The following is a 12,149-nucleotide window of genomic DNA, read 5'->3' as shown; positions in this document are numbered from 1 at the left end:
ATGAAATACGCAGATGTCATTGTGGATATCACATTGGAAAAGCTGGACCGGACCTTCCAATATGGGATTCCGGCCGAAATGGAATCTGACGTAACTGTCGGCTCTGAGGTTTTGATCCCCTTCGGCAGAGGAAATCGGAAGATCGCGGGATTTGTGCTTTCCCTTTCCAACGAAGCAAAAGTTCCAAAGGAATCCATGAAGGAGATCCTCTCCGTCCAAAAGGCCAAAAAAGAAAGTGAGAATACCACAGGCCAGTTGATCGCCCTTGCCGGATGGATCTCGGATCACTTCGGCTCTACCATGAATCAGGCCTTGAAAACGGTCTTCCCGACCGGAAATCGGGGGAAGATTCAGGAGAAGAAGCTGGTCCGCCTGGCTGTAGGAGAGGCAGAGGGAAGGACAGCTCTGGAGGATATGAAGAAGGCAAAGAGGCATTCCCTGGCCAGGGAACGACTTCTGTCGGAACTCTTGGACCAGAAAGAGATCCCCTGGGATCTTATTACCGGAAAGCTTCATATCGGAAGCTATGTCATCCGGGATCTGGAAGCCAGGGGTCTGGCCATTGTAGAGTCTGTCCGCGCTTTCCGTGACCCCTTGTGGGATCTGAAAAGGGAAGAGAAGGACCTGCATTTGACCGAAGAACAGGCTGCCTGCATAGAAACCGTAAGACAGGATCAGGCCCGGGGCATTCGAAAACCCTATCTCCTTTATGGAGTGACCGGATCCGGGAAAACGGAAGTCTATATGGAACTGATTCAGGATTGCCTGGACCGGGGAGAAGAAGCGATCGTTTTGATTCCTGAGATCGCCTTGACCTATCAGACCGTCATGCGTTTCTATCAGCGCTTTGGAGATCTGGTTTCCATTTTAAATTCCAGGATGTCGCCAGGTGAACGGATGGATCAGCTGGACCGGGCCAGAAACGGCAGCTGCCGGATTATGGTTGGACCGAGAAGTGCCCTGTTCACACCATTTTCACATCTGGGTCTTATGATTGTGGATGAAGAGCATGAATCTTCCTATAAAAGTGAACAGGCACCCCGTTATCATGCAAGAGATGTGGCCATCCGGCGCGGAGAGCTTTCTCATGCGACCGTGATCCTGGGATCGGCGACTCCGTCTGTGGAAACTTATGAAGCTGCAGCGGATGGGAAGATCGGTTTCCTTCAAATGAAAAAAAGAGTTGAGGAACGCCCCCTTCCAACCTGTGAGATTGAGGATCTGAGAGAAGAATTAAGATCCGGCAATCGCTCGATCCTTTCCCGGCGTCTTCAGGATCTGATGACGGATCGCCTGAATAAGGGAGAGCAGATCATGCTCTTTCTGAACCGAAGAGGCATGATGGGCTTTGTTTCCTGCAGGTCCTGCGGCAAAAGTATTAAGTGTCCCCACTGTGATGTCTCTCTGACACTTCACAGGGATGGAAAACTCCATTGCCATTACTGCGGCTATACCAGGCCCATGCCGAAAGTTTGTCCGACCTGCGGGTCTCCCTATATCGGAGGCTTCCGGGCAGGTACCGAGAAAGTGGAAGAGGCAGTGAAGAAAATTTTCCCCAAGGCCCGGGTACTTCGCATGGATGCGGATACGACGAGGACCAGGGGAAGTTATCGACAGATCCTGGAACAGTTTTCCAACCGGGAGGCGGATATCCTGGTCGGGACCCAGATGATCGTAAAAGGTCATGATTTTCCCTATGTCACCTTGGTTGGAATCCTGGCAGCAGATATGTCATTAAATGCCGCGGATTTCCGCGGGGCGGAACGTACCTTTCAGCTCATCACTCAGGCTGCCGGCCGGGCCGGACGGGGACAGATACCGGGACAGGTCGTGATCCAGACCTACCAGCCGGATCACTACAGTATCCAATGTGCGGCAGCCCAGGATTATCCGGCTTTCTATCAGGAGGAGATCCAATACCGGAGGCTTCTGGATTATCCGCCGGCAGGGCATCTACTGATGATCCTTTTGACCTCGGAGAAGAAAGACCATCTCGAAACAGAAGCGAAGGAACTCGCATCTTACCTTCGAGAAGAAGGGAAGACCGAGACCTTGTCACAGGTCAGGGTTTTAGGCCCGGAGGATGCCGGCATTGCCCGGATCCGCGATGTCTGGAGAAAGACAGTCTATCTAAAACACAGCTCTTATGATAAGCTGGTCCTGGCAAAAAATCTGGCCACGGTCTATATTCAGGAAAAACAAAGATACAGTGATGTTTATATCTGGTTTGATTTTGATCCCCTGTAAGCAGATCGATGAATTAACCAAAGGAGGAAACTATGGCATTAAGACAGATTCGCCTGGAAGGCGATCCAATCCTTTTAAAGAAATGTAACCCGGTCAAAGAGATGACCCCGCATCTTCTGGAACTGGCTCATGATATGGTGGAAACCATGTACGAAGCCAATGGTGTCGGCCTGGCCGCGCCCCAGGTCGGAGTCTTACGAAGAATGGTCGTGATCGATGTACAGGACGGCAATGGCCCGTATTATCTCATCAATCCGGTCATTACAGAAAAGGACGGGGTGCAGACCGGACAGGAAGGCTGTCTGTCTGTTCCCAATAAGGTGGGCATTGTCACTCGTCCCAATCATGTGATCTGCGAGGCATATGATCTCGACATGAAGCCTTATAAGCTGGAGGGCGAAGGCCTTCTGGCCCGCGCCATCTGTCATGAATTGGACCATCTGGACGGCGTTATGTACACAAGTAAGGTCGAAGGAGATCTGATGGAAGTTTCCGCAGATGACGGAAATGATGAGGACTATGAAGGAGAAGAATAAGGATGAAGATCATCTTCATGGGGACACCGGACTTTGCAGTCACAAGCCTGGATGCCCTGTATCGTGCCGGTCATGAGATCCTTCTGGCGGTCACCCAGCCGGACAAGCCCCGGGGACGAAAGGGAGAGCCACGGTTTTCCGAGGTGAAGACGTGGGCTCTGTCTCATAAGATCCCTGTATTCCAGCCGGATCGGATCCGAAAGCCGGAAAATATAGAAGTATTACGGAAATATCCGGCTGACATCATGGTCGTAGCAGCCTATGGTCAGATCCTTCCGAAGGAGATCCTGGACATGCCGCCCTTCGGCTGTGTCAATGTCCATGCCTCTCTGCTTCCAAAGTATCGGGGAGCAGCGCCCATTCAGTGGTCCATTTTGAATGGTGACAAGGAGACCGGTGTAACGACCATGCAGATGGGTGTCGGCCTGGATGATGGTGATATCCTGGAGCAGGAAGCGGTTCCCATTGATCCGGAAGAGACCGGCGGATCCCTTTTTGAGAAACTGGCTCTGGTCGGCGGTGATCTGATCGTGAAGACTTTACAGGATCTTTCCGATGGAAAGGTAAAACCGATTCCTCAGAATGAGGCAGAAGCCAGCCATGTCGGCATGTTGAAGAAGAGTATGGGTAATCTCATCTGGAGCCGGCCGGCAGAAGAACTGGATCATTATGTCCGGGGCTTAAATCCCTGGCCCAGTGCTTATTCTTTCCTGAATGGCAAATTGGTAAAGATCTGGAAGAGCAAGGTCTTCTATTCCAAACAGGATACGAAGCAGGATCAAAAGTTGAGTCAGGACCAGGGAAATGAAACAGTTGTCTGTCCGGGAACCATTCTCGCCCTGTCAGATCAGGGGATCGAAGTGGCCTGCGGCCGGGGCAGTCTCTTACTCGAGGAGATCCAGATGGAAGGAAAGAAACGGATGGATGCGAAGACTTTCCTTTTGGGACATGCTTTAAAGATCGGCGATGCTTTTTCCATGGAGCGCTAAAGTGCCTGAAAGACTGGAGGAATATCTATGTATTATGGTGGTTATGGATTTGGCTATGGCTTTTTCGATCCGACCTATATTTTGATCTTGATCGGTATTCTGATCTGTGCCATTGCATCAGCCAATGTCAATGCGACTTTCCGTCGTTACCAGAATGTTGCAAGCAGACTGGGCATGACCGGGGCTGAGACGGCGGAACGGATCCTTCATATGGCAGGAATCTTTGATGTACAGATCCTCCATGTTTCCGGCAATCTGACGGATCATTATGATCCGAGAAATAAGACGCTCTCGCTCTCTGACAGTGTCTATCAGTCGCGGTCGGTTGCAGCAGTCGGTGTGGCAGCCCACGAATGCGGCCACGCCATCCAGCACCAGGTCGGTTACTTCCCCCTGATCTTTCGGGGCTGGCTGGTTCCGGTTGCCAATTTCGGCTCGGCGATTTCCTGGCCTCTGATCCTGATCGGTATCTTCTTAGGTTATGGCGGAAGTGCGACGACATCATCGAGCCTGCCGGGCATTCTGATCCGGATCGGTATCTGGGCCTTCTCCCTGGCGGTCCTCTTCCAGATCGTGACCTTACCGGTGGAATTTAATGCTTCGCACCGTGCCATGCAAATGCTTCGCGACGGACATATCCTGGAAAGGGATGAATTAAAGAAGACACGGAAAGTCCTTGTTGCAGCCGCTCTGACCTATGTCGCAGGCGCTTTGTCTGCGATCCTTCAGCTGCTTCGGATCCTGATTTTGACCAGAGATGACAGGGATTGACAGGGGATCGTTTCACGTGTCAACGATCCATTGCGGTATCAAAAAAGGAAGCTCCTATGACATCTACTGTAAATACGAGAGGACTTGTCCTGGACATGCTGATGGAGATTCTGGAAAAGGGCGAATTCAGCCATCTGATCCTCCATGCGGTCCTGGAAAAATATGACTACCTCCCGGAGAGGGACAAGCATTTCATGGTCCGCCTGACCCGGGGAACCATCGAAAAGATGCTGGAACTTGATGACATCTTAAATCAGATCTCAAAAACCAAGGTCAAAAAGATGAAACCGGTCATTCGGGAAATCCTTCGAATGAGCCTCTATCAGCTTCGTTTCATGGATCACATTCCGGATTCCGCCGTCGTAAATGAAGCAGTGAAACTTACGAAAAAACGCGGTTTTCCGGGCCTTAAAGGCTTTGTTAATGCCGTTCTTCGGACCTATATCCGAAGAATGACATCGGATCCCTTGTTCCCTTCCACATTGGAGGCGAAAACCAACATTCCAAACTGGATTCTCGATCTCTGGCAGAGGGACTATGGAGAAAGCATCCGGGACCGGATCTGTCAGGGCTTTTCTGATCCCGCGCCCCTGTCGATCCGGACGAATGAAGGAAAGATCCGGCCTGAAATTTTAAGACAGAGACTGGAGAGTCAGGGCATGACTCTTACAAATGTAGACCGGGCAGAACTCTTTCAGAGAAGAGAGACACAGGATCAATCGAAGGACGGGGATTCTCTCTCGGACAGTGAGTCAGGTATTTTCCTCCTGGAAGGAGGGGGTAGTCTGTCGGATCTGCCGGAATTTCAGGAAGGCGATTTCTATATCCAGGATCTCTCCTCCATGCTTCCGGCAGAGGCTGCAGGGATCCGGCCCGGAAAAGTGGTGATCGATCTCTGTGCTGCGCCCGGCGGAAAATCCATAGATGCAGCCCTTATCATGGGAGACGAGGGAGAGATTCTCTCCCGGGATCTGACTGAAGAAAAGGTGGAAAAAATCCGGGAAAATGCAGTGCGGCTTGGACTTACTTCCATTCGGGCAGAAGTAGGCGATGCGACGGTCCATGATAAGAGCCTGGAAGGCCGGGCGGACTTTCTTCTGGCAGACCTCCCCTGTTCCGGCCTGGGCGTACTCAGGCGAAAGCCGGAGATCCGCTATCGCCTGAAAGAAGAGGATATCAGATCCTTACAGATGCTGCAGAGAAAGATTCTTCTCGCTTCGCTTTCTTATTTGAAAGAGGGTGGAAAACTGGTCTATTCCACCTGTACGATCGATCAGGCAGAAAACCAGGAGAACCGTGACTGGATCTTACAGACCTGGCCGGATCTTACTCTGATAGAAGAGAGACAGATCCTTCCGGATCTTCATCATGACGGCTTCTATTATGCTGTATTTTCAAGATAAGCATGTAAGCATGTTCTGTCAGCATGTGAAAAGGATAAAAGAAATGAATGATCAGGAAAAAACAGATATCAAGTCCATGACCTTAGAGGAGCTTATGGATTACTGCACTTCTCTCGGCGAGAAGCCTTTCCGGGCCAAACAGATTTATGAATGGATGCATGTCCGCCTGGCTTCTTCCTTTGACGAGATGACGAATCTTCCGAAGAGCCTGAGAGAGAAATTGAAGGAAGAGGCAAGCCTGACCATTCTTACGGAAGAGGATCTGCAGATTTCAAAGATCGACGGCACCAGGAAGTATCTTTTTGCTCTCTCGGACGGCAATATGGTCGAGTCTGTTTTGATGAAGTATGAACATGGAAATTCGGTCTGCATTTCCTCCCAGGTGGGCTGCCGCATGGGCTGCCGCTTCTGCGCATCGACACTGGATGGCCTGGTCCGGGGCCTTCGGCCTTCGGAAATGCTGGACCAGATCTACCGTATACAGGCGGATATCGGAGAAAGGGTCTCCAATGTGGTTGTGATGGGAACCGGAGAACCGCTGGATAATTATGACAATCTGATTCGTTTTATACATCTTCTGACGGATCCGAATGGCCTGAATATCAGCCAGAGAAATGTGACGGTTTCGACCTGCGGTCTTGTTCCAAGGATCTATGATCTGGCAAAGGAAGATCTCCAGATCACACTGGCCTTGTCCTTACATGCATCGACACAGGAAAAACGCCGGGAACTGATGCCGATCGCCAATCGTTATGATATCCATGAAGTGATTCAGGCGATGAAGGATTATGTCAAAGCAAGCGGCCGGCGGGTAACTTTTGAGTACAGTCTGGTCGGCAATGTCAATGACAGTGATGAGGATGCTGTCCGCCTGGCGGCTCTCTTAAAGGGCTGTCTCTGCCATGTGAATCTGATTCCTGTGAACCCGATCAAGGAGAGATCCTATGTCCAGTCCAATCAGAAGCGGATCCACTCCTTCCAAAAGAAACTTGAAAATCTGGGGATAAATGTTACTATTAGGAGAGAATTGGGCCGTGATATCGATGGGGCCTGCGGGCAGCTTCGCAGACGGCATTTAAGGGGAAAATGTAATGCAATATGCAATGAAGACGGATCCGGGAAGGGTCCGGTCGAATAACGAAGACTATATCTATGCAAGATCTTCGCCTGTTGGCTTGCTGCCGAATGCCTTCTTACTTGCAGATGGCATGGGCGGCTATCAGGCAGGAGAATATGCTTCCAGTAAAACCGTTCAGATCGTTTTAGAGGATCTGTCAGAACATCCGTCCGGTCAGCCGGTGGAAGTTTTGAAGAATGCGATCAGCCATGCAAATCAGCTGATTTTTCGGGAAGCTATGGAAGATGAGACCAAGAAAGGAATGGGGACGACTTTCATCGCATGTTCCTTCGAGAATGGAAGACTTCTGACGGCTAATGTGGGTGACAGCAGGGTCTATATTTCTGATCCGGATGGTCTCCATCAGGTGACCAGAGATCATTCTTATGTCGGGGAACTGCTTCGATCCGGGAAAATCGATGAAAATGAGGCCAAGGTTCATCCCAGACGCCATTATATCACCCGTGCGATCGGCGCAGAAGAAGAGGTAAAGCCGGATTTCTTTGAAGAAGATCTGGCGGATGGAGCCAGGGTCCTCCTTTGTTCCGATGGCCTGACCGACATGCTTTCCGATGAGGAGATCCGGGACATCCTGTCGGATGGCCGTTCTGTCGAGGAAGAATGTCAGGAATTGATGGATCTTGCCAATGAAAAGGGCGGCAGGGATAATATCTCTGTGATTTTAGTAGAACCTTAGCCTTTGTCCGTAAAATTGATATCATCCATGAGAATATAATCCACGAGAATATAATCCATGAGAATATAAGGAGATTTCTATGTTAATACCGGGAACCATTATAGGAGATCGTTACGAGATCCAGGAGCAGGTCGGAGCCGGCGGGATGGCAGATGTCTATCGGGCCAAGGATCATGTGCTCGAGCGGGATGTCGCTGTCAAGATCTTAAAGCCGGAATTTGCCGAGGATAAGACCTTCGTAAGTAAGTTCCGCCAGGAAGCACAGGCAGCTGCAGGGCTGGAACATCCCAATATTGTCAATATCTATGATGTCGGCTTTGAAAATAATCTCTATTACATCGTAATGGAGTATGTGCAGGGAATTACCTTAAAGACCTATATTTCCAAAAAAGGCCGCTTGAACTATAAGGAAGTTCTGTCCATTGCCATTCAGGTGGCAAGAGGCATTGAGGCAGCCCATAATAAAGGCATTATTCATAGAGACATTAAGCCGCAGAATATCATTATTTCGAACGAGGGCAAGGTCAAGGTTACGGACTTCGGCATTGCCAAGGCTGCGACTTCAAAGACCATGAGCACAGATGCCATGGGATCCGTGCACTACATTTCGCCGGAACAGGCGAGAAACGGTTATGTGACCAAGCAGAGCGATATCTATTCTCTGGGTATTGTGATGTATGAGATGGTGACCGGCAAAGTGCCCTTCGATGGGGAGACTGCCGTTTCCATTGCCATTCAGCATTTGCAGGGTCATATGACAAAGCCGAGTGAGCTCGTGGATGATGTTCCTGTTTCTCTCGAGCACATTATTGAGAAGGCAACACAGAAGAGCCCGGAACGCCGTTATCCGACCATGGGAGATCTCCTGGTAGATCTGAAAAAAGCCCTGATCAATCCGGATGAGGATTTCGTTCAGGATATCGACCCGGATTCTGAGGGAAAGACTAAGATCCTGACTCCGGAGGAAATGGAGAAGATCCGTCAGGACAGGCCGAAGGAGGATAACTTTGTCTCGGAGAGAGACATTGATGATGAGGAGGATGACGATGATGAAAAGGTAAATCCTAAGATGGAGAAAGCCATCACCATCATGGGAATTGCCGCAGCAGTCATCATTGCAGTCATTGTTCTGGTCCTTCTTGCATCCTTCATGGGCTGGTTCCATTTCGGAACAACAAAGAAATCGACACAAACAACGACAAAAACCGAGGAAAGCAGTGAGAAGGATAAGGTGACCGTACCGGATCTGACCGGCCTCACAGTAGACGAAGTCCGGACCAAGCTGGATAAGACAGGTCTTAAGTATGAGGTGGTCGGCAAGGAATCTTCCGATAGCTACAAGGAAGGCCAGGTGGTCCGTCAGACACCGAAGAAGGGCAAGAAGGTCGCAAAGAATACGACCATTCAGCTGACCTTGTCCAGCGGCCCGGCGGAGACGACCGTAGCTGTTCCGAATGTCGTCGGAAAATCCAGATCGGCAGCAGAATCTGCTTTGAAAGAACTGAATCTGGAAGTCAATGTCCAGTATCAGACCAGTGACTCCGTTGCCCAGGGCGTTGTCATCAGCCAGTCCCCGAAAGGCGGTTCGGACGGCGTCAAAGAAGGAGACACCGTGACGATCGTGGTATCCCAGGGTCAGGAGACCGTTTCGGTACCGAATGTTGTAGGTATCAGCCAGTCTGCGGCAGTCACATCACTTCAGAATAACGGACTGACTGTTGGAAATATCAGCCAGGCTTACAATGACAGTGTCGCTGCAGGCATGGTCATTTCCCAGAGCGTAAGCGGAACCCAGGTCAAGGGAACCAAGGTAGATCTCGTCGTCAGCCTCGGAAAGAAGCCGGAAGAAAAACCGGCGAATTCCGGCAATAGCCAGCCGGCCGGCGGAAACAGCAATGGAAGTGACGGCGGAAGCGGCACCGGCGGAAATGCTTCTGACGGCGGTAACAATAATAATGGTAATCCGTCAAACCCGGGTGACAGCAGCAATCCTGACAATTCTCAGAATACGACACCGAGTGGTCAGTAAACTGAAAAGAACTTTTGCACCATCTATCTGCTTTTCGCGGGTGGATGGTGTAAATTTTTGTCTTTTACAACAGAGGATAAGAAAGAAGGTTTATGAAGGGCCGAATCATTAAAGGAATTGCAGGATTTTATTATGTTTATATTCCGGGCCGGGGACTCTATGAATGTAAGGCCAAGGGAATCTTTCGAAAGCGCGGTCAAAAGCCCCTGGTCGGTGATGTCGTCGAGATGTCAGTCATTAACGAAGAGAAGAAAATTGGAAATGTCGACCGGATCCTTACCAGACAAAACGAATTGATCCGTCCTGCCGTAGCAAATGTAGACCAGGCTCTGGTCGTCTTTGCCGCCGCCAGTCCTACCCCGGATCGAAACCTTCTGGACCGCTTCCTTGTCATGATGGAATATCAGGATCTGCCCTCGATCATCGTCTTTAACAAGATCGATCTGGCGGACCCGGAAAAACTCTCGGATCTGGTCAAGACCTATGAGAAGGCTGGCTATCCGGTTCTGACCGCCTCGGTCAAAGAGAAAAGAGGACTTTCAGAAATCCGTAAGGTTCTGGAAGGAAAGACCACAACCGTGGCCGGACCCTCCGGCGTCGGAAAATCGTCTCTGATCAACTGTCTCCAATCCGGAGTTAAGATGGAGACCGGAGAGATCTCCAAGAAGATTGCCCGGGGAAAGAATACAACAAGGCATGCACAGATCATTCCCCTTCATACCAGAGAAGAGGAAGAGGAAACTTATATTGTAGATACACCGGGTTTCAGTTCGGTTCTGATTCCCGAGATGAAGAAGGAAAGTCTGGACGACTGCTTTCCGGAGTTCCATGACTATATTCCCAACTGCCGCTTTAAAGAATGTGCCCATATCCATGAGCCGGACTGCGCTGTCAAGGAAGCCGTTTCGACTGGTGCAATAGCAAAAAGCCGTTATGACAACTACCTTCTTCTCTATGAAGAGATCAAAAACCGACGGAATTATTGATATTAAGACCGAATATGGAAGTCTAAATAAAGCAAAGGAGAAGCAGTTATGAATTGTCTATCACCCTCCATTCTGTCAGCGGACTACTGCAATCTGCAACGGGATATCCAGGCTGCGGATGATGCCGGGGCTCAGTATATTCATATCGATGTCATGGACGGCCTCTTTGTCCCGCGGATCACGATCGGTGCGCCGGTGGTTCGCAGCATTCGGAATGTCACAGATAAGATACTGGATGTGCATCTCATGGTGGAACGACCGGAACGTCTGGTCTCGGATTTCATTGATGCGGGAGCAGATCTTATTTCCGTTCATGCAGAGAGTACGGATCACCTGGACCGGGTCATTCATCAGATCAAGGCCGGCGGGGCTATGGCCGGAGTGGCTTTGAATCCCGCAACACCGCTCTCTGTCCTGGACTATATTTTACCGGAAGTGGATATGGTCCTTATCATGAGTGTGAATCCGGGCTATGGCGGACAGAAGTTCATTCCATATACCCTGGACAAGCTTAGGGATCTTTCGACCATGCTTTATGAGCGCGGCTTAAAGACCGATATCGAAGTGGATGGCGGTGTGAAACTCGACAATCTGGACGCGGTCCTTTCGGCCGGTGCGAATGTGATCGTCGCCGGTTCTGCCATTTTCCACGGGGACATTTCTGAAAATATTGAAGCATTTCTGGAGAAAATGTAATGCGAACCCTTATTTTGTCCGGCGGACAGATCGCGGAAGAAGAAGTGAAGAAAGTCCTTGCAGACGTTCAAAGCAGGGGAGAGAAGCTGATGGTGATTGCAGCCGATAAGGGAATGGAGGCTGCCGACCGCCTGGGGATCTGCCCGGACTGGATCATCGGCGACTTCGATTCTGCGGATCAGACCATGCTGGAAGAGTCCAGGCAGCTCGAAAAAGAGGGGAAGAGTCATCTTGTTCTCTTAAATCCCATCAAGGATGACACCGATTCAGAGGCGGCACTTCATCTGGCATTCCGGGAAAGCGAGGGCGAGATCGATCTCTTTGGGGGAAGCGGCACAAGAATCGATCATCTCCTGTCGAATCTCTGTATGATGAAACAGGGACTGGAAGAAAACCGGCTGATCTTTCTCATTGACCGGAATAACCGGATCCGGCTTATGGATGCTTCTCATCCGGTTTCTATAGCAAAAAAAGACCAGTTCGGAACTTATGTCAGCCTCATTCCTCTGTCCGGACCGGCAGAGGGTGTGACTCTGAAGGGTTTCTATTATCCCCTGGAGGATGCAACTTTAAGCGGCAGGGATTCTCTTGGAACTTCCAATGAGATCGTGGAAAGCGTCGGAGAAATTCGGATCAGAAGCGGGGTCTGCGTCGTGATTGAATCAAGAGATTGAAGGG

General features: G+C 50.3%; 11 protein-coding genes. All 11 read left to right on the top strand.

The window, feature by feature from the left end; translation table 11 throughout:
• The 11 genes from priA to ACKX2L_RS08015 all read left to right on the top strand — a co-directional run bounded on the left by priA (position 1) and on the right by ACKX2L_RS08015 (position 12,145).
• Positions 1–2,247 carry a replication restart helicase PriA gene (priA, locus tag ACKX2L_RS08065; protein WP_497550146.1) on the top strand — a complete coding sequence of 749 codons (2,247 nt, stop codon included), beginning with the start codon at positions 1–3 and terminating at the stop codon, positions 2,245–2,247.
• A 32-nt stretch (positions 2,248–2,279) separates the two neighbouring features.
• The gene (def, locus tag ACKX2L_RS08060) at positions 2,280–2,783 is read left to right on the top strand and encodes a peptide deformylase (RefSeq protein ID WP_497550145.1); all 504 of its coding nucleotides are present in this window, start codon (positions 2,280–2,282) and stop codon (positions 2,781–2,783) included.
• Between the two features lie 2 nt (positions 2,784–2,785).
• Positions 2,786–3,772, top strand: a complete 987-nt coding sequence (fmt, locus tag ACKX2L_RS08055; RefSeq protein ID WP_497553032.1) for a methionyl-tRNA formyltransferase — start codon at positions 2,786–2,788, stop codon at positions 3,770–3,772.
• 27 nt (positions 3,773–3,799) lie between these two features.
• Complete coding sequence (locus ACKX2L_RS08050; RefSeq protein ID WP_497553031.1) at positions 3,800–4,543, top strand: zinc metallopeptidase; 744 nt, start codon at positions 3,800–3,802, stop codon at positions 4,541–4,543.
• Positions 4,544–4,599: 56 nt separating this feature from the next.
• A complete protein-coding gene (gene rsmB / locus ACKX2L_RS08045) occupies positions 4,600–5,946 on the top strand; it encodes a 16S rRNA (cytosine(967)-C(5))-methyltransferase RsmB (protein WP_497553030.1) in 1,347 nt (448 codons plus the stop codon).
• A 43-nt stretch (positions 5,947–5,989) separates the two neighbouring features.
• On the top strand, positions 5,990–7,084 hold the full coding sequence (gene rlmN / locus ACKX2L_RS08040; RefSeq protein WP_497553029.1) for a dual-specificity RNA methyltransferase RlmN: 1,095 nt from the start codon (positions 5,990–5,992) through the stop codon (positions 7,082–7,084).
• Complete coding sequence (locus tag ACKX2L_RS08035; protein ID WP_497550140.1) at positions 7,038–7,760, top strand: Stp1/IreP family PP2C-type Ser/Thr phosphatase; 723 nt, start codon at positions 7,038–7,040, stop codon at positions 7,758–7,760. The genes rlmN and ACKX2L_RS08035 overlap by 47 nt, the downstream gene beginning before the upstream one ends.
• Positions 7,761–7,839: 79 nt before the next feature.
• Positions 7,840–9,789, top strand: a complete 1,950-nt coding sequence (gene pknB / locus ACKX2L_RS08030) for a Stk1 family PASTA domain-containing Ser/Thr kinase (protein ID WP_497553028.1) — start codon at positions 7,840–7,842, stop codon at positions 9,787–9,789.
• A 92-nt stretch (positions 9,790–9,881) separates the two neighbouring features.
• Positions 9,882–10,775: a ribosome small subunit-dependent GTPase A gene (gene rsgA / locus ACKX2L_RS08025; protein WP_497553027.1), complete on the top strand. Its 894-nt coding sequence runs from the start codon at positions 9,882–9,884 to the stop codon at positions 10,773–10,775.
• A gap of 48 nt (positions 10,776–10,823) precedes the next feature.
• On the top strand, positions 10,824–11,471 hold the full coding sequence (gene rpe / locus ACKX2L_RS08020) for a ribulose-phosphate 3-epimerase (RefSeq protein ID WP_497550137.1): 648 nt from the start codon (positions 10,824–10,826) through the stop codon (positions 11,469–11,471).
• Positions 11,471–12,145, top strand: a complete 675-nt coding sequence (locus tag ACKX2L_RS08015) for a thiamine diphosphokinase (RefSeq protein WP_497553026.1) — start codon at positions 11,471–11,473, stop codon at positions 12,143–12,145. The genes rpe and ACKX2L_RS08015 overlap by 1 nt, the downstream gene beginning before the upstream one ends.
• Positions 12,146–12,149: the final 4 nt, after the last annotated feature.

It is taken from the genome of Porcibacter vitabionis, from assembly GCF_046263795.1.
Classification (GTDB): Bacteria; Bacillota; Clostridia; order Lachnospirales; family Lachnospiraceae; genus Lachnocurva.
Note: the sequence above shows the minus strand (reverse complement) of the source record. Positions and strands in the feature narration are given on the sequence as shown.

What these genes read in the sequence shown, in the direction of transcription:
- fmt (WP_497553032.1), top strand. Translation starts at nt 2,786, where the DNA reads ATGAAGATCATCTTCATGGGGACACCGGACTTTGCAGTCACAAGCCTG.
- rpe (WP_497550137.1), top strand. Translation starts at nt 10,824, where the DNA reads ATGAATTGTCTATCACCCTCCATTCTGTCAGCGGACTACTGCAATCTG.
- ACKX2L_RS08015 (WP_497553026.1), top strand. Translation starts at nt 11,471, where the DNA reads ATGCGAACCCTTATTTTGTCCGGCGGACAGATCGCGGAAGAAGAAGTG.
- rsgA (WP_497553027.1), top strand. Translation starts at nt 9,882, where the DNA reads ATGAAGGGCCGAATCATTAAAGGAATTGCAGGATTTTATTATGTTTAT.
- pknB (WP_497553028.1), top strand. Translation starts at nt 7,840, where the DNA reads ATGTTAATACCGGGAACCATTATAGGAGATCGTTACGAGATCCAGGAG.
- priA (WP_497550146.1), top strand. Translation starts at nt 1, where the DNA reads ATGAAATACGCAGATGTCATTGTGGATATCACATTGGAAAAGCTGGAC.
- def (WP_497550145.1), top strand. Translation starts at nt 2,280, where the DNA reads ATGGCATTAAGACAGATTCGCCTGGAAGGCGATCCAATCCTTTTAAAG.
- ACKX2L_RS08050 (WP_497553031.1), top strand. Translation starts at nt 3,800, where the DNA reads ATGTATTATGGTGGTTATGGATTTGGCTATGGCTTTTTCGATCCGACC.
- ACKX2L_RS08035 (WP_497550140.1), top strand. Translation starts at nt 7,038, where the DNA reads ATGCAATATGCAATGAAGACGGATCCGGGAAGGGTCCGGTCGAATAAC.
- rlmN (WP_497553029.1), top strand. Translation starts at nt 5,990, where the DNA reads ATGAATGATCAGGAAAAAACAGATATCAAGTCCATGACCTTAGAGGAG.
- rsmB (WP_497553030.1), top strand. Translation starts at nt 4,600, where the DNA reads ATGACATCTACTGTAAATACGAGAGGACTTGTCCTGGACATGCTGATG.